The following is a 16226-nucleotide window of genomic DNA, read 5'->3' as shown; positions in this document are numbered from 1 at the left end:
GGCCCGCCTGCTTCCAGCGAGCGCCTCAACGGACCGGTTCGAAGAACCGATCCACGCGCAGGCCCGTGCCACCGAACAGGTTGTGCAGCAGCCCGTGGTAGCCCAGCGACAGCCACACCACCATCGCCTTGCCCTTGATGTGCCCGTAGGGGACGTACTCCGCCTTGCCGTACCCGGTGACACCCAGGCCGTGGCGGCTGTCCGCGCTGTTGTCCCGGTTGTCCCCCACGGCGAACACGTGGCCCGGAGGAACCTCGTAGGGCCCCTCGCGGCGCGGCATGCGCGGCAGCGTCTGCAGCGCGGCGTGCTGCACGCCCGACAGGTTCTCCTCGTAGAGGGTCTCCTGCTGGTCGAACCAACGCCCGTCGTCGGTGACGTTGTGGACGGTGAACTCGTTGGAGACGAGCTCGCGCGTCTGCGGCTGGCCGTTGATGTAGACCACGCCGTTGATGAACTCCACCACGTCACCCGGCACGCCCACCACGCGCTTGATGTAGTCCACCGACTCGTTCACCGGGTTGTTGAAGACGATGACGTCCCCACGCGCCGGCGGCCGGACGATGACGAACGGCACCACGTTGAGGAACGGGATGCGCACGCCGTAGATGAACTTGTTGACGAAGACCTGGTCGCCAATCTCCAGCGTGGGCAGCATGGAGCCGGACGGGATGCGGTAGGGCTCCACGATGAAGGTCCGGAAGATGAGCGCCACCAGCAGCGCCTTGCCGAAGCCTCCCAGGAAGTCCAGGGCGGACTGCTTGCGGAACGCGCCCAGGTGCTGGGCGGTGAGCGCCTCCAGCGCCTTCACCTCGGTGCGCAGCTTCTCCGCGTCGCCATCCGCGGAGGCCTGCTCCACGCGGAGCGCCTGCTCGGCGATGCGCGCCTGGACGTCTCCCGGCACCTTCGCGCGCACGGCCGGCTTGCCGAGGATGCGCTCGTTCTCCGCGAGCAGCTCGTTGGCCTCGTGGCGCACGCCGCGCAGCGCCTTCTCCTTCGGGGAGACGTTGCGCCACACCAGCAGCGCCACGAAGTAGACGACGAGCAGCAGTCCCAGCCCCTTCATCACCGGCTGGGCCCACACCGCCGAGGCCCGCGAGTTCTCGATGAGAATCGTGTAGGGCACGTACAGCAGGCCGAGGATGACCAGCGGCGACCAGAGGCTGGTGAGGCGCTCGCGCCACACCAGCGTGCGGCGGGCGCGGAGCATCTCCGGCGTACGGCGAGCCGCCATCGCCTCCGAGAGCTTCACGGGAGGGGTGGCGGAAGGCATGGCGGCGTTCATGGGCTACTGCTCCGACTTGAGGACCGCGAGGAAGGCTTCCTGCGGAATCTCCACCGTTCCGACCTGCTTCATGCGCTTCTTGCCCTCCTTCTGCTTCTCCAGGAGCTTGCGCTTGCGGCTGATGTCACCACCGTAGCACTTGGCGAGCACGTTCTTGCGCATGGCGGAGATGGTCTCACGGGCGATGATCTTCGCGCCGATCGCCGCCTGGATGGCCACCTCGTACATCTGCTTCGGGATGACCTCCTTCAGCTTCTGGCACACCTCGCGGCCGCGCAGGTACGCGCGCTCGCGGTGCACGATGACGCTGAGGGCGTCCACCGGGTCCCCGTTGATGAGGATGTCCAGCCGGGCCAGGTCCGACTCGATGTAGCCGGCCAGCTCGTAGTCGAGGCTGGCGTAGCCGCGCGACACGCTCTTGAGCTTGTCGAAGAAGTCGAAGACGACCTCGGCCAGCGGCATCTCGTACGTCACCTGTACACGCTGGCCGCTGCTGCCCAGGTACTTCATGTCCTTCTGCACGCCCCGGCGCTCCTGGCACAGCTTGAGGATGGCGCCCAGGTGGTCGTTGGGGACGTGGATGTGGCAGGTGAGGATGGGCTCCTCGAACTTCTCGATGTTCTGCACCGGCGGCAGCTTGGCCGGGTTGTCCACCAGCAGCGTCTCGCCCTTGCTGGTGGTGACGCGGTACACCACGCTGGGCGCGGTGGTGATGAGGTCCAGGTTGTACTCGCGCTCCAGGCGCTCCTGGACGATCTCCATGTGCAGCAGGCCCAGGTAGCCGCAGCGGAAGCCGAAGCCCAGCGCCGTGGACGACTCGGGCTCGTAGGTGAAGGCCGAGTCGTTGAGCACCAGCTTCGCCAGCGCGTCGCGCAGGTTCTCGTAGTCCGCGGAGTCCACCGGGAAGATGCCGGAGAACACCATCGGCTTCACTTCCTGGAAGCCCGGGAAGGCCTCGGGCGTGGGCCGCGCCTCCTCGGTGACGGTGTCGCCCACCTTGGCGTCCTGCAGCTCCTTCACGTTGGCCACGAGCACGCCCACCTCGCCGGCGATGAGCTGCGGCACCGGGCGGGAGAACGGGCTGAACACGCCCAGCTCCTGGACCTCGAAGACCTTGTTGTTGCTGAAGAGCTTGATCTTCTGCTTCAGCTTCAGGGTGCCCTCGAGCACGCGCACCAGCGTCACCACGCCCCGGTAGTTGTCGTACCAGGAGTCGAAGATGAGGGCCTTGAGCGGCGCGTCCGCCGAGCCGCTCGGCGGCGGCACCGTCTTCACGACGGCCTCCAGGATGTCCTGGATGCCGATGCCTTCCTTGGCGGAGCACGGCACGGCGACGGACGCGTCGATGCCGATGACGTCTTCAATCTCCGCCCGGGTGCGGTCCACGTCCGCGCTCGGCAGGTCAATCTTGTTGATGACCGGGATGATCTCCAGGTTGTGGTCCAGCGCCATGTAGACGTTGGAGAGCGTCTGGGCCTCCACGCCCTGCGACGCGTCCACCACCAGGAGCGCGCCCTCGCACGCGGCCAGGCTGCGGCTGACCTCGTAGGCGAAGTCGACGTGTCCCGGCGTGTCGATGAGGTTGAGGACGTACTGCTTGCCGTCCTTTGCGGTGTAGTTCATCCGCACGGACTGGGCCTTGATGGTGATGCCCCGTTCGCGCTCGATGTCCATGTTGTCGAGGAACTGGGCCTGCGCCTCGCGCTTGGTCAACGTCCCCGTCTTGTCGAGGAGACGATCGGCCAGCGTCGACTTTCCATGGTCGATATGGGCGATGATGCAGAAGTTGCGGATGTGCGCGTTTTCAGCCGGCATGTTCAGGGCGCTCGTCGGAGGAAGCGGGCGTGCGTAACAAGGAATCGCACGAAAATCTACGCACACGCGTCCGACCGATGAGCAACCCACCGGGGGAGCCCGTTTGTTCCCCAGTCATCAGCCCCTTCCCGGAGGGGAATACCCCGCCGCCGGGCCCAGGGCCCCCCTCCCGGCATGCCAGGAGGCCCCTTGCCAGGGGCCGTCTACGAGCCGCCTTGAAGGGGAAGCGCCCTCCCCCGCTCCCGGTGGGAACGGGGGCCCGAGCGGCGATCAGCCGTGGGCGCGAGCAGGCGCCCCCGCCTTCTGGCGGAAGTACTCGATGGTGCGGCGCAGGCCCTCGCGGAGGTCCGCGCTGGGCTCCCAGCCGAGCACCTTCTTCGCCAGGGCGTTGTCCACGCACGAGCGCATCTGCTCGCCCGGCTTGCCGGGTGCGTGGGTCACGGGCGCGCTGGAGCCCGCCGCCTCGGCCAGCAGCGCATAGAGGCGGTTGATGTCCGTCTCCACGCCGGTGCCGATGTTGATGGCGCCCACGTAGTCCTTCTCGAAGGCCAGCCGGTTGGCGCGGGCCACGTCCGGACCGAAGACGAAGTCACGCGTCTGCTTGCCCTCGCCGTAGATGGTGCAGCCCTGGCCGGCGATGAGCCGCTGGCTGAAGATGGCCACCACGCCGGCCTCGCCATGCGGGTTCTGCCGCGGGCCGTAGACGTTCGCGTAGCGCAGGGCGACGTAGGGCAGGCCGTACTGCGCACGGTAATAGCCCAGGTACAGCTCGCCCGCCGCCTTGGAGACGCCGTAGGGCGAGATGGGCCGCGTGGGGTGGCTCTCCGGCGCGGGGAACACGTCCTGCTCGCCGTAGATGGCGCCGCCGGTGGAGCTGAAGATGACCTTCTTCACGCCGGAGACGCGGGCGGCCTCCAGCAGGTTGAGCATGCCGCGGATGTTCACGTCCGCGTCGAAGCTCGGGTCGTCCACGCTGCGGCGCACGTCCATCTGCGCCGCCAGGTGGCAGAGCACGTCGGGCTTCTCGGACTTGATGAGCTCCGACGCCTCCCGGCTGCGGATGTCATGCACCGCCAGGCGCACGCGCGGGTCCAGGTTCTCCCGCTTGCCGCCAGACAGGTCATCCAACGCGATGACCTCGTGGCCACCCCGGAGGAACTCATCGCACACATGCGAGCCGATGAAGCCCGCGCCACCTGTCACCAGGACCTTCACGCATCCTCCCGCCTGCAGGCCTTCGTAAATCTCCGCGCCGGCAAACTATGCCGGGGGACGCGTAGCGGCAACCTCGCGGAACCACGCGATGGTCTCCCGGAGACCTTCCTCCAGGGGCACCTTCGGCTCCCATCCCAGCAGCGTCCGCGCGCGGGTGATGTCCGGCTGGCGCTGCTTCGGATCATCCTTGGGCAGCGGCTTCTCGATGATGGCCCCGCCCCCGCCCGCCGCCGCACGCACGGCCTCCGCGAACTGACGGATGGTCATCTCCCGGGGGTTGCCGATGTTCACCGGGTTCGGCTCGTCCGACAGCATGAGCCGCACCAGGCCGTCCACCAGGTCCTTCACGTAACAGAACGAGCGCGTCTGGCTGCCGTCCCCGAAGACGGTGAAGTCCTCGCCCTTGAGGGCCTGCCCCACGAAGGCGGGCACCACGCGGCCGTCGTTGAGGCGCATGCGCGGACCGTAGGTGTTGAAGATGCGCACGATGCGGACCTGCACGCCCCGGGTGCGCCCGTAGGCCGCGGTGATGGCCTCCGCGTAGCGCTTGGCCTCGTCGTACACGGACCGGGGGCCAATGGGATTCACGTTGCCCCAGTAGTCCTCGCGCTGCGGGTGCACCAGTGGATCCCCGTACACCTCCGACGTGGAGGCCATCAGGAACACGGCCTGGTTCGCCTCCGCCAGCTTCAGCGCGTTCTCCGTGCCGATGGAGCCCACGCGCAGCGTCTCCAGCGGGAGCTGCGCGTAGTCGATGGGCGAGGCTGGCGAGGCCATGTTGAACACGTAGTCCAGCGGCCCCTCCACCGGGATGCCCTCGGTGATGTCCGCCTTCACGAACGAAAAGCCCGGCCGCCCGGTGAGGGTGCGCAGGTTCTCCTCATTGCCGGTGATGAGGTTGTCCACGGCGATGACCGCCGCGGCCCCGTCATCCAGGAGCCGCTCACACAGGTGCGACCCGACGAAGCCGGCGCCGCCCAGGACCGCTACCCGCTTGCCTCGCATGCTCTTCACGTCACGCCTCTCTCTCACAGCTCGTCGAACGACGACTGCCCCGGCAACTGCGCTTTGTACTTCTCCAGGACCAGGTCGATGCCCTGGCGGATGTACTCGGCCACGGGCACCTTCGTCTTCTGGTTCAGCGCCTTGAGGAGCTCGTTCTGCTCCGGAGTGATGTAGATGGTGGTGCTGACTTTCTTTCGGGCCATGGCGATATGTGAAAATATATGGAATGACGTGTCGCGCGAAAGCATCTCGTGCGTGCCTCGTCGCCAGTCGGTCCCCGGACGCTGGGAGTTCGCCATGCCACGCTACAAGCAGTTGATTTTCCTGGGCTTCCTCGCCACGGGCGCGCTGGCGGGCTGCGCCGGGAGCAAGTCGGCGGAGCGGGACGGACCGTCCGCTGACGCCCGGAGCCGGGCCGCCGGGGAGGCCATCCGGCCACCGCGCGGGGCCAACGAGGAGGTCGCCGAGCAGGACGCCAACGGCGATGGCCGCCCGGACGTGTGGACGTACACGGTGGACGGCACCAAGGTGCGCCAGGAGCTGGACCTGAACTGGGACGGGCGCGTGGACCTGGTCCGCCACTTCGACGCCAACGGCGACAAGGCGCGCGAGGCGCTGGACCTGGACTTCGACGGGCGCGTGGACGCCACCTACTTCTACGAGAAGGGCGTCAACACGCGCCGCGAGCGCGACACCAACGGGGACGGGCGCCCGGACAGCTTCACCTACTACGAGGGCGGCAAGCTGGTGCGCAAGGAGCGCGACACCCGCGGCGCCGGCCGCATCGACTACTGGGAGTACTGGGAGGGCGGCCAGGTGGACCGCATCGGCGAGGACCTGGACGGCGATGGCACCGTCGACAAGTGGACCCGCAACCCCAACAACACGGCCCGCGAGTAGGCGGGCCTCCGCGGAGGACGCTGGCTACGGGTTGCTGGTGCCGGTGCGCCCGTAGGCATCCTCGAGCCGCACCACGTCGTCCAGCTCCGGGGTGCTGACCTCGAGGATGTCGCAGTCAGTCAGCGCCACCATGCGGTGCTTGGTGAGCGGCTTGATGTGGTAGCTCTCGCCGGGGTTCATCTCCTTCTCGATGAGCCCCTGGCCCTCGTCGACGACGAAGAGCAGCTTGCCGCTCTGGACGTGGATGGTCTCGTCCTTGCGGTTGTGGAACTGCAGGCTGAGCTTGTGGCCCTGCTTCACGTGCAGCAGCTTGCCCACGTAGCGGTCGGTGTGAGCCCAGATGAGTTCATGCCCCCAGGGCTTCTCCACCCGCTTCGTCGTCGTCATGGCGCTTCCTGTCTTCCTCGTTCCGCTCTAGTTCGTGCCGGCCACGAATGCGTCGAGCGAAGTCTCACGCTTGAAGTCTGACAGATACCGGGTGGCCGCGTCGCGAGAGGCGAAGCTCCCCATGCGGACGCGGTACCACGTGCCCTTGCCGGGCACCTCGGCCGTCAGGATATAGGGGGCATAGCCCCGGTCACGCAACCGGGCGGCGAACCGGTCGGCCTCCTGCTTGTCCTGGAACGCCGAGAGCTGGAGGGTGAACGCCCCACCCTTCACCGCCTGCGCGGGCGGCGACGCGGGCCGTGACGGCTGCTGGGTGGCGCGAGCGATTGCCTCCTTCAGGCCACCGCCCTCCGTGGTGGTGGTGCGCGTGGGAACGGCCGCGGCCTCCACCTTGCCCGACACCGGCACCGCCTCGGCGGCCTTCGGCGCAGGAGGCGCCTCGGCGGCCACGATGCGCTCGGGCTCCGCCTCTGGCTCCTCCGGCGGCAGCTCGCCCGTGTCCGGATCCGGCGTGGGCGCCAGCTTCGAACGCTGGGCGGTGGCGGGCTTCGACTCTGCGGGCTTCGGCGCCGCGGGCTTCTCCGCCGGCGGCGGGGCCTTGGCCACTGCGGGCTTGGGCGCAGGCGGCGGCTCGGAGGCCGTCTTGCGGGTCAGCTCGTCCGGGAAGGTCAGCGGCTCCTGCTGCACGTTCTGGAGCGCCTGCGCGTTGGCATCCAGCGCGGAGAGCAGGTCCGGCGCGGCGACAGCGTCCGCGTTGCCCGCGAGCTTCTTGCCGACGACGACGCCCAGCACGAAGACAGCGCCCATCACGACGATGCCGGCGATGAGCAGGCTGACGATCTGCCGGTTGTCCAGAGAGACGTCGAACTTCTCCTTCATCCGGTGAGCATCACGCATGGCTTGAAAGTCCTCGGGCACGAACGCCGCGGGCCGCACGCGTCTGTGTTGCGGCCTGTAGCGACGGCGTGGAGGGCAAAGTACGCCCCACCCCAGGGTCGGTCAAATTCGCGGTCCGCCGCTGGATGCCGCCTTCAACCCGTGACGGGAACGATGAACGCGGGCGCCGCGGCGGGGGGCAACGCGGGCAGTGCCCCGTCAGGGTGTGCCGCCGCTGCCGGGGCATCCGCCGTGGCGGGTGGGGCATTGAGCCGCTCGCGCAGCTCCTTCCCCGCGGAGAAGGACAGCATGCGGCGCGTGGGCACCGAGACGCGCTCGCCCGTCTTGGGGTTGCGGCCCGTGCGGGCCCGTCGCGTGCGGACGGAGAAGACGCCGAAGCCCCGCAGCTCGATTCGCTTCCCGGCCACCAGCGCCCGGGACATCTCCTCGAAGACGGCGTGGACGATGGCCTCCACCTCACGCCGTGGCACATGCGGGGCACGCTCCACGATGCGCTCGATGAGCTCACTGCGCGTCATGCACACCTCCCGAAGGGCGACCGGGGACTCTACCGAAGCGGGCCCCGGAAGGACAAACCACCCTCCCCCACGCGCTCACCGCAGGCGGACGTCCGCCGGTCCTTCCACCTCGAGCTCGCGCCCCTCCGCCGTCCGCAGCACCACCTCCGCGCCATCCGGCACCACCAGCCGCACGGTGCGGCCCAGGGGCACGTCGCCGCCCTCCAGCAGCACGGCGGTGGCCAGGTCATCCGTCTCCGCCACGACGAAGCCGTCCTCCACGGTGGCCACGAGGCCGCCCTCGCCCAGCGCGCCCGCGTGGATGTGTGGCACCCGGGGGCGATGCGGCGGAGGCGGCAGCGGCTTGCGCGGCCCCTCGGGAGCCGGCGCATCCGACGCCTTGTTGGGCGACAGGCCCTTGTAGGAGAAGAAGGCGGCGAAGTAGCCGTTGGAGCTGTACGGGTCGTCCTGCTGCGCGCTCGCGGGCGTCACCTGCACCTGGGTGTAGCGCGCGGCGATGATGCGCAGCGGCCGGGGCGCCTCCTGGAGCTTCCCCTCGACGATGTGGCGGGACGGCAGGTTGACGCCGTGGAGCTTCGCCTCGTCGGCAGCGCCCACCTCCAGCGAGTCCCCCTTCTCCAGGAAGCGCAGGCCGCCGCCGAAGAACTCCAGCACCGCGGGGCCGGTGGCCTTCAGTTCGTCATGTCCCAGGAGTTGGGAGCCGACGGCAATGGGCCGCCACTCCTTGCCCTCGACGCGCAGCACGGGCGCGCCGGCCGCGAGCAGCCCCGCGACGGGCTTGTCCGAGCGCTCCTTGCAGCCAGGGGCCCCGAAGACGACGACGGCCGCGAGCAGACGTCCCACGAAGCGCTGCGCCATGTGCTGCTTCCTCCCGGGTGGGCGGGGTCAGACGATCCAACCGCCGCCGAGCACGCGGTCCTGATCGTAGACCACCGCGGCCTGTCCAGGCGTCACCGCGCGCGCGGGCGCATCCAGCTTCACCGAGACGAGCCCGTGCGGCGAGACGTGGACGCGGCCAGGCGCTCCGGCATGGCGGTGGCGGATGCGGACCTCCACCGGCTGACTGGCTGGCGGCGGCCCATCCACCCAGTGCGGCTGAAGCAGGCCGAAGTTGTCGCGGCCGGTGCCCTCGGCGGGGCCCACCACCACGCGCTGCGTCTCCGGCTCCAGCCGGTGCACGTAGCGAATCTCGCCGCCGCCCAGGTTGAGGCCGCGGCGCTGGCCCACGGTGTAGCGGTGGATGCCCTGGTGCGTGCCGAGCACGTTGCCCTCGGTGTCGACGATTTCGCCCGCGGGCTGCGGCCCGGCGACCTTCTCCACGAAGCCCGCGTAGTCACCGTCCGGCACGAAGCAGATCTCCATGCTCTCCGGCTTCTGGCTGGTGACCAGGCCGTGGCGCTCGGCGACGGCGCGGACCTCGGCCTTCGTCATGCCTCCCACGGGGAAGAGGATGTCGCGCAGCTCGTCCTGGCCGAGCGTGAAGAGGAAGTAGCTCTGGTCCTTGGCGGTGTCGACCGCGCGGCGCAGCACGTAGCGCCCGTCCACCTCTTCGACCCGGGCGTAGTGGCCGGTGGCCAGCCGGGCGCCCAGCGCGCGGGCGCGCTTGAGCAGGAAGTTGAACTTCACGTCCCGGTTGCAGGCGACGCAGGGGATGGGCGTGCGCCCCCCGAGGTACGACTGGACGAAGGGGTTGATGACACGGTCCTGGAAGATCTCCTCCGCGTTGGCCACGTAGAAGGGAATCCCCAGCGTCTGGGCCACCGCGCGCGCGTCATCGATGTCGTCGGGGCTGCAGCAGCTCCCGCACGTCGCCTTGCCCTCGTAGGACCAGACGCGCAGGGTGATACCGATGACCTCGTGGCCCTGCTCCTTGAGCAGGGCGGCCGCGGCCGAGGAATCCACCCCGCCGCTCATCGCAACGACGACTCGCATGGTGCTCCTTCCTACACGCCCTCGCATCCGGGCGCACGCGGGAGGACGTCCGGGGCGCCCTTTCCCGACGTGGAACACCCCGCGGCGGCCCGCCGGCTCAGCGGGCGGCCTGGGCGTGCCACGTCTTCAGCCGGGCCTGAAGCGCCTCCGCCGTGTTCAGCGCCGGATCATCCAGCACGGACTCGATGAGGAAGCGCGTGGCCTCGCCCACGATGGGGGACGGCCCCACGCCCAGGGTGGCCATGATGTCGCCCCCCGTGAGCGCCAGGTCCTTCGCGGTCAGCGGAGGCTTGCCCGCGGCGATGGCCTCCACCCGGGAGAACAGGGCCTCCACCTCGGGGAGCGCCTCCGGCTGCCGCACCTGGACCCGGGCTCGGGCGACGGCAATCCAATGGGGGACCTGCGGCGGGCCCAGTCGGGCCAGGAGCCGGCGGAGCGCGGCGTCCGGCGCCCCCACCCGCTCCTCCGCCTTCGCGTGCTCGACGAGGAGCGCCACCAGGTCCGCGACCTTGTTGGGGAACTTCAGACGCAGGCCGATGTCACGGGCCTGCGCGCGGTCCACCAGGTCCGCCAGCAGCGCGGCGAGCCGGACCTCCACCTCCAGCGGGGCGGCCTGGGCCGCGGCCCGCGCGAGCGCGGCGGTCCGAGGCTCCGCGCGCGCCAGCTCGGGAAGGAACCAATCCAGCAGCCCGGTATCCGCGAGCAGCAGCAGGCCGCTCTCGGCCCGGGGGGACAGGAGCAGCTTGACCAGCTCCTCGCGGATCCGCTCCAGGGCGACCTTCCGGAACACGCCGAGTGTGGCGGGGATGGCCTCCCGGGTGGCGTCGTCGAGCTCGAAGCCCAACACCGCGGCGAAGCGCACCGCGCGCAACGGCCGCAGGCCATCCTCGGAGAAGCGCTCCTGCGCGGAGCCCACGCAGCGGATGAGGTGGGCCTGGAGGTCCGCCTGTCCCCCGAAGGGGTCCACCAGCTCGCGGTCGAGCGGGTTGTAGGCCATCGCGTTGATGGTGAAGTCGCGGCGGGACAGGTCCTTGACGATGTCACGCTCGAAGGCGACGGAGCTGGGCCGACGGCCGTCGAGATAGTCCCCCTCCGAGCGGAACGTCGTGACCTCCACGTGCGTCCCGTTCTGCAGGACGGTGACGGTGCCGTGCTGGATACCGGTAGGGATGACCTTGCGAAAGGCGCGCTGGACCTCCTGCGGCAACGCGCTGGTGGCCACGTCGAAGTCCTTCGGGTGGACCTGGCGCACCATGTCCCGGACGCAGCCGCCCACCAGGTACACGGCGTGCCCCAGCTCGCGCAGCCGCGCGATGACGTCCAGGACGGGCTGGGGAATGTCGGCGTTGTGGAGGTTCGCGATCATGAGTCCCAGGGCCAGGGCGACATGCCTGGAGGCCCGCGCCGCCTTGTACCGGCCGTCCTTGCTGCGTCCAAGTCCCGCGCCCGGCAAGGCCCCGCCCGTCCTGCAAAACGGCCAAAAGAGCCAGCGCCCCCGTTGGCATCCGTATGAAAGCTATGGAGGCACGCACGGCAACGCGGGCCCTAGAGAACAAGGGCCCTTGAGCGGCCCCGTCAGGCGGGACCGCGCCCCAAGGAGGCGGCCGGCCTCTGCGTGCGCCACCTCGGTTCGAAGCCACCGGTCGGCGGGAGGAGGCCGCGAGCGCTCGTGAGGCAACGCCCGATGCCGGCGGACCGACACGGCGCCCGCTCCGGCAAGCGCCGGAGCGAGACGCCGGGAGGTCAAGGACAGTACGTGCAGTAGAAGAACTGGGAGTTGAGCGCGTACTGCGAGGTCTCCCCGACACATGTCACCGAGCAGTCCGCCGCCGTCGTGCACATGCCAATCTGCCCTTCCACCTCGATGGGGAACGAGGTCCAATACGTGGTGATGCGGGGCCGATAAAGCGTCGTACAGGCCTGCGAGGACACCTCCGCGGGCGCCGAGGCGGCCTCCTGCGCGGTGTCTGGAGACGCGGGGAGCTCGCCCTGGGGGTCCAGGTCCATACCACCGCCACACGCGACCATGAAACCAGCAACCACGGATACCGCCACTGCCGGAATCGTTCTCACGGGCAAATCCTCTCAGTGAAGGTGCACAGCAAGCGGATTGTGCCGCAGTAACCTGTTTCAGCTGAGGAAGAATCGTCATCCTTGGAAGTCGTGAACAATCACCCGCCAGGTAGGACTCCAACACACCTCACCAGCCGCAGGGTGGGCTCGGGATTGAAAGACGATGAGACGTGTTGACACGGGGACGCAGCGCCTCGGTCTGCGCCGCGAAACATCCACTCACGAGCCCTTTGACAGGCTGTCCTGGGCGGTCGGCCACAGGTGTGCTAACGCAACGGCCGTCCGCTCCACGGTCCCCCCGAAGCAGCCGGCAGCGACTACAGGCAATCATCCACATGCCAAGAAACCGTAGCCTTCGTTCCGTACCCTCTCTTCAATCCACGCGAAGCTCCCGGGCTTCAGCGGCGGCACTGCCACCGCTGGAGCAAGCGTTCCGCGCCGTCCTGCGCGAGGAGCTCGCCGGGCAGCTGTCGTCCCTGACGGATTCGCTCCTCCGCATCGCGGAGAGCCTGTCCTCCAGCGCGCCCCGCCAGCCGCAGCGCAAGTTGTCGGACGCGGCGGCGCTGAACGCCCTGGCGGCGCTTGCTCCGGTGGAAGTGGAGCATGAGGATGCCGAGCAGGAAGCCGGCGCGCCCGAGGCCCGGGCCTGCGCGGTCATCGGTTGCAAGCGCCCGGTGCGCAGCCTGGGCTACTGCGCGGCGCACTACCAGAAGCGACGCCTCATGGTGGCCTCCGGACGCCTGCACCACGCGTGGACGGAAGACGCCGCGCCGAACAGCATCCCGGACGTCATCCTGGGCCGCAAGCGCCGCGAGCCCTCCGAGACGCCCGAGCCCCAGGTGACGCCAGAGGTCGTGCGCCCCAGCGAGGGGCCACGTGTCTGGGTTCGCAAGAAGGGCAGCGCCGCCGCGGGGGCGCCCAGCAATGGCAATGGTGACGCACAGCCATCCCTGCTGGGGCCGGCCTCGGTGATTCCGCCCGTCCAGCCGTCCGCCCAGCGCTCCGAGCGCGAGCAGGTCGCCTCCATCGTGGAGCAGTGGGCCAGCGAGTTCCGGGCGAACAAGCAGCGCTCGTGACCTCCGTGGGGCGCCGCCGCGTCCGACGCGGCGCGGCGTGCCTCCACGCTGGATGGTGTCTGACCATGGCACCGCCCATGACGGTCGCATGACAGAGGGCAGGCATGGTGCCAGGGACTCGAATTGGCGGCAGGCGCCGCCGTCACTCCCTGGACCCTGCGCATGGACACCGCGACCCGCAGCGACTTCCTGTCCCTCACCCGAGACGAAGAGCGGAGCCTCATCGGCCGCACGCGTCCCTTCGCCACACAGGACACCCGGCGGAGCTGGTGGGAAGTGTTCATCACCTTCGCGGCACTGGTGGCCGCGGTGAGCCTGGCGGCGCTGCCCCCCTGGTGGCCGCTGCGCGTGGTGGGCAGCGTGCTTCAGGCGCTCGTCCTCATCCGCTCCTTCATCCTCGTGCACGACTATCTGCACGGCTCGTTGCTCACGGGCTCCCGGCTGGCGCGGGCGCTGTTCCACACCCACGCCGTGCTGCTCCTCACGCCGCCACGCGTCTGGACGGAGACGCACAACCACCACCATGCGAACACCGCGCGCCTGGCGGCCTCCGCGTCCGGCACCTTCACCACGTGGACGTCCCAGCAGTGGCGTGAGGCGACGGCGCTGGAGCGCCTGGCGTACGTGGTCGAACGGCATCCGTTGGTGATGCTCTTCGCGTACCCACTCGCGTTCCTGGGCGGGCTGTGCTTCGTCCCCTTCCTGCGGCACCCGCTGAAATACTGGAGCGCTGGCTTCGCCGTGGGGCTGCACGTGGCCATCAGCCTCACCGTCTTCCACGTCACGGGCCTGGGCGTGTACCTCACGGCCATGGTGCTGCCGCTCACCATCGGGTACGCGCTGGGGGCCTACCTCTTCTTCTCCCAGCACAACTTCCCGGACGTCGCGCTGCGTGAGGACAAGGACTGGACGCACGCGAGCGCGGCGCTGGAGGCCTCGAGCTACATGGCCTGCGGCCCGGTCATGGCGTGGTTCACCGGCAACATCGGCTACCACCACGTGCACCACCTCAACCCGCGCATCCCCTTCTACCGGCTGCCCGAGGCCATGGCGGCCATCCCCGAGCTTCAGAACCCGCGCACCACCACCCTCCACCCGAGGGACGTGCTCGCGTGTCTGCGGCTCGACATCTGGGACGCGAGCCGGCGCCGGATGGTGCGCTTCCGGGACGTCCAGCCCGCCCCCTGAGCCCCCTGCCAGGGCGCCGAGGCGCCCGGTCGTTCGAATCGGGCTCGCTGGCGCGTTGCGCGCGCCGGGCCGCCTGCTATAACGCACGCCGCTGTGCGTGCAGTGCGGCGCACGGCAGGGCCTTTCTGGGGGACTCTCCCCAAGAGTGCCCAGTGGGTTCAGAATCGTGAGAGCAAGACCCCGTAGCTCAGTTGGATAGAGCGGCGGTTTCCTAAACCGCAGGCCACAGGTTCGATTCCTGTCGGGGTCACTACCCAACCCCCGTCCCGCCAAGCGTTTTCGGCGGGCGGGGGGCAGTGACACTCCTGACGCCGTGGCGCTGGCGTGGCGTTGCGGCAACGCCAAAGACAGACCAGACCGCATTGTTGAGCAGGCCATTGCGCCCCAAGACCGCCGGGGCACGGCGCCCTGTCGCACGCCTTCGCCAACACCCTCCTGGAGGTCCGCCGCGTCGCGGACGCCTGACGGCGGTCCCAGTCCACGGACGCCGCGCCCCGGCGAGCCGCGCGCAAGGCTTGGGTGCCCTCCACTCCTGCGAATCGCGCGGACGGAGATTCGCTAGGTTGGCGTTGGCGTCCGACACAAGGCAAAGCACGCGCGGGCGACCTCGTAGCAGTGATACTGCTCCTCGAATGTAGTGGCGTATCGGAGGCACAGCTGTTCTTGGTTGTAGCACTGCTGTTGGCACGGCGGCGCCATCTGCTCAGGACCGCCATTCTCTGGCGCTGCGTTGGTGCCTGCGCTCAGGTCCTCTTCGACACCACCGCATCCCGCCATGAGCCCAAGTGCCAGTAGGGCTCCCATGAGTTTCACTCGCATTCGCTTCTCCCTGGGTTGATGGTTTGTGCCGCTTTACCAGGATAGCGCTGCCGGCGGTGGCGCACCACGTCGCACCCCTTCTCTCCCGGGGGCACCCCTTGGCCCTCGGGAGTCCTCAGGTCCAGCTCACAGCGAGCCCGGTTTCTCGCCCTCATCCTCTCTCAACTGCACGCGCCCTGCCGGTGGAGCAGCGGGAAGGGGGAACGCGCCCCTTCCACGGGCCAGCGCCTTTCCGGTGGCAGTGGCTTGGTCACCTGGGCCTTGCCAGCGTGCGCGCCAGCCCGGCCTCAAGCCAACTGGTGCCGTCCGCGGGCTTCATCGGCGCCAACAACACCTGGGGCCAGGCCTCGTCCACCGCGGGCTTCACCGCTTCGTCAATGCGCGCCTTGACGGCACTCACCGCCCCAGGGAGCTGTCGATGCCCAGCACATGCCCCAGAAGCCGCACGGCGCGTGAGCGAGGCGCCCAGCCATTCCCACACGCGAACGGGAAGAGGTGCTTGAACTCGCTCGCCGTCTCCTCGGCAACCAGCGCGCGTCGGGGCTTTGTGTCCCGGCGGGCCACCGCGAATCTTCCCACTCCCGCTCTGGCTGCGCCGCTCGGCCTTCGAGGCTGTCGCGTCTTCCATGTGCAAGACGGGCACATCCACTTCCGCTTGAAGATGCACAACTGCCGATTCCGAGCCGGTAGCGCCCCAAGGACGTTCAGAACCGAGCACTCCCCTGCCCCCTGGTGCGATTCCCCCAATGTCCGGCTATCCTGGGGAAGCACCACCTTCTCACAAAAGGGGAAAACACATGCGCATGGGAATCATGGCGGGTCTGCTGGCGACGGGGCTGATGACGGGCTGTGGCGGTGTCGAAGAGGAGGCCGCAATGGGCCTCGAGACGGAGGCTCAGGCAATCCCCTGTCGTGACTTCACCGGACGGGATTACGTCATCACCTATTACGCCGAGCCCGAGAAGCTCACCCAGGTCGGCCAGCTCCAGTGCGGCTGCAGTGAGCCGGAGACGGTGCTCACCGGCACCAAGACGCTCTACTACGAGAAGGTCTACGGCTGCGTCGCGATGTAGCGACGAGCACCGCCCCTCCTGACGAGGCGGAACCCGCGCGAGCGAT

At 69.1% G+C, this 16226-nt stretch carries 16 protein-coding genes, 1 tRNA gene and 1 pseudogene; 5 read left to right on the top strand and 13 right to left on the bottom strand.

All coding sequences use genetic code 11. The features are described from left to right. Window positions 1-25: 25 nt before the first annotated feature. The 5 genes from lepB to VZL07_RS33185 form a co-directional block, all read right to left on the bottom strand. Complete coding sequence (lepB, locus tag VZL07_RS33205) at window positions 26-1282, bottom strand: signal peptidase I (RefSeq protein ID WP_426751961.1); 1257 nt, start codon at window positions 1280-1282, stop codon at window positions 26-28. A 3-nt stretch (window positions 1283-1285) separates the two neighbouring features. Beyond that, window positions 1286-3097, bottom strand: a complete 1812-nt coding sequence (gene lepA, locus VZL07_RS33200; protein WP_426751960.1) for a translation elongation factor 4 — start codon at window positions 3095-3097, stop codon at window positions 1286-1288. 270 nt (window positions 3098-3367) lie between these two features. Continuing rightward, a complete protein-coding gene (locus VZL07_RS33195; RefSeq protein WP_426751959.1) occupies window positions 3368-4312 on the bottom strand; it encodes an NAD-dependent epimerase/dehydratase family protein in 945 nt (314 codons plus the stop codon). A gap of 45 nt (window positions 4313-4357) precedes the next feature. Next, on the bottom strand, window positions 4358-5317 hold the full coding sequence (locus tag VZL07_RS33190) for a UDP-glucuronic acid decarboxylase family protein (protein ID WP_426757421.1): 960 nt from the start codon (window positions 5315-5317) through the stop codon (window positions 4358-4360). Between the two features lie 23 nt (window positions 5318-5340). Next, on the bottom strand, window positions 5341-5520 hold the full coding sequence (locus VZL07_RS33185; RefSeq protein ID WP_426751958.1) for a ribbon-helix-helix domain-containing protein: 180 nt from the start codon (window positions 5518-5520) through the stop codon (window positions 5341-5343). A gap of 94 nt (window positions 5521-5614) precedes the next feature. On the opposite strand from VZL07_RS33185, the gene VZL07_RS33180 reads away from it, so the two are divergent. Continuing rightward, complete coding sequence (locus tag VZL07_RS33180; RefSeq protein WP_426751957.1) at window positions 5615-6217, top strand: hypothetical protein; 603 nt, start codon at window positions 5615-5617, stop codon at window positions 6215-6217. 24 nt (window positions 6218-6241) lie between these two features. On the opposite strand, the gene VZL07_RS33175 is transcribed toward VZL07_RS33180, so the two are convergent. The 7 genes from VZL07_RS33175 to VZL07_RS33145 form a co-directional block, all read right to left on the bottom strand. Then, complete coding sequence (locus tag VZL07_RS33175; RefSeq protein WP_426751956.1) at window positions 6242-6604, bottom strand: cupin domain-containing protein; 363 nt, start codon at window positions 6602-6604, stop codon at window positions 6242-6244. Between the two features lie 27 nt (window positions 6605-6631). After that, a complete protein-coding gene (locus VZL07_RS33170) occupies window positions 6632-7501 on the bottom strand; it encodes an SPOR domain-containing protein (RefSeq protein ID WP_426751955.1) in 870 nt (289 codons plus the stop codon). A gap of 134 nt (window positions 7502-7635) precedes the next feature. Further along, on the bottom strand, window positions 7636-8019 hold the full coding sequence (locus tag VZL07_RS33165; protein WP_426751954.1) for an integration host factor subunit beta: 384 nt from the start codon (window positions 8017-8019) through the stop codon (window positions 7636-7638). 75 nt (window positions 8020-8094) lie between these two features. Beyond that, window positions 8095-8877, bottom strand: a complete 783-nt coding sequence (locus VZL07_RS33160; RefSeq protein ID WP_426751953.1) for a hypothetical protein — start codon at window positions 8875-8877, stop codon at window positions 8095-8097. 27 nt (window positions 8878-8904) lie between these two features. After that, window positions 8905-9951 (bottom strand): tRNA 2-thiouridine(34) synthase MnmA, encoded by a 1047-nt coding sequence (gene mnmA / locus VZL07_RS33155; protein WP_426751952.1) that lies wholly within the window; start codon window positions 9949-9951, stop codon window positions 8905-8907. Window positions 9952-10048: 97 nt separating this feature from the next. Continuing rightward, window positions 10049-11317 (bottom strand): CCA tRNA nucleotidyltransferase, encoded by a 1269-nt coding sequence (locus VZL07_RS33150; RefSeq protein WP_426751951.1) that lies wholly within the window; start codon window positions 11315-11317, stop codon window positions 10049-10051. Window positions 11318-11694: 377 nt separating this feature from the next. After that, window positions 11695-12024, bottom strand: a complete 330-nt coding sequence (locus tag VZL07_RS33145) for a hypothetical protein (RefSeq protein WP_426751950.1) — start codon at window positions 12022-12024, stop codon at window positions 11695-11697. Window positions 12025-12359: 335 nt separating this feature from the next. Between VZL07_RS33145 and VZL07_RS33140 the strand changes: the two genes are divergently transcribed. From VZL07_RS33140 to VZL07_RS33130, 3 genes are all read left to right on the top strand, one after another. Further along, window positions 12360-13100, top strand: a complete 741-nt coding sequence (locus tag VZL07_RS33140; protein WP_426751949.1) for a cell wall protein — start codon at window positions 12360-12362, stop codon at window positions 13098-13100. Window positions 13101-13262: 162 nt separating this feature from the next. Next, the gene (locus VZL07_RS33135) at window positions 13263-14288 is read left to right on the top strand and encodes a fatty acid desaturase family protein (RefSeq protein WP_426751948.1); all 1026 of its coding nucleotides are present in this window, start codon (window positions 13263-13265) and stop codon (window positions 14286-14288) included. A gap of 176 nt (window positions 14289-14464) precedes the next feature. Next, window positions 14465-14538 (top strand) — tRNA-Arg (locus tag VZL07_RS33130). Window positions 14539-15372: 834 nt separating this feature from the next. Here VZL07_RS33130 and VZL07_RS33125 read toward each other — a convergent pair. Then, a pseudogene (locus VZL07_RS33125) lies at window positions 15373-15729 on the bottom strand (IS66-like element ISMxa3 family transposase); the annotation flags it as partial. Between the two features lie 175 nt (window positions 15730-15904). Between VZL07_RS33125 and VZL07_RS33120 the strand changes: the two are divergent. Then, complete coding sequence (locus VZL07_RS33120) at window positions 15905-16180, top strand: hypothetical protein (protein WP_426751947.1); 276 nt, start codon at window positions 15905-15907, stop codon at window positions 16178-16180. Window positions 16181-16226: the final 46 nt, after the last annotated feature.

The organism is Pseudomyxococcus flavus (genome assembly GCF_050038885.1).
Taxonomy (GTDB): Bacteria; Myxococcota; Myxococcia; order Myxococcales; family Myxococcaceae; genus Myxococcus; species Myxococcus flavus.
Note: the sequence above shows the minus strand (reverse complement) of the source record. Positions and strands in the feature narration are given on the sequence as shown.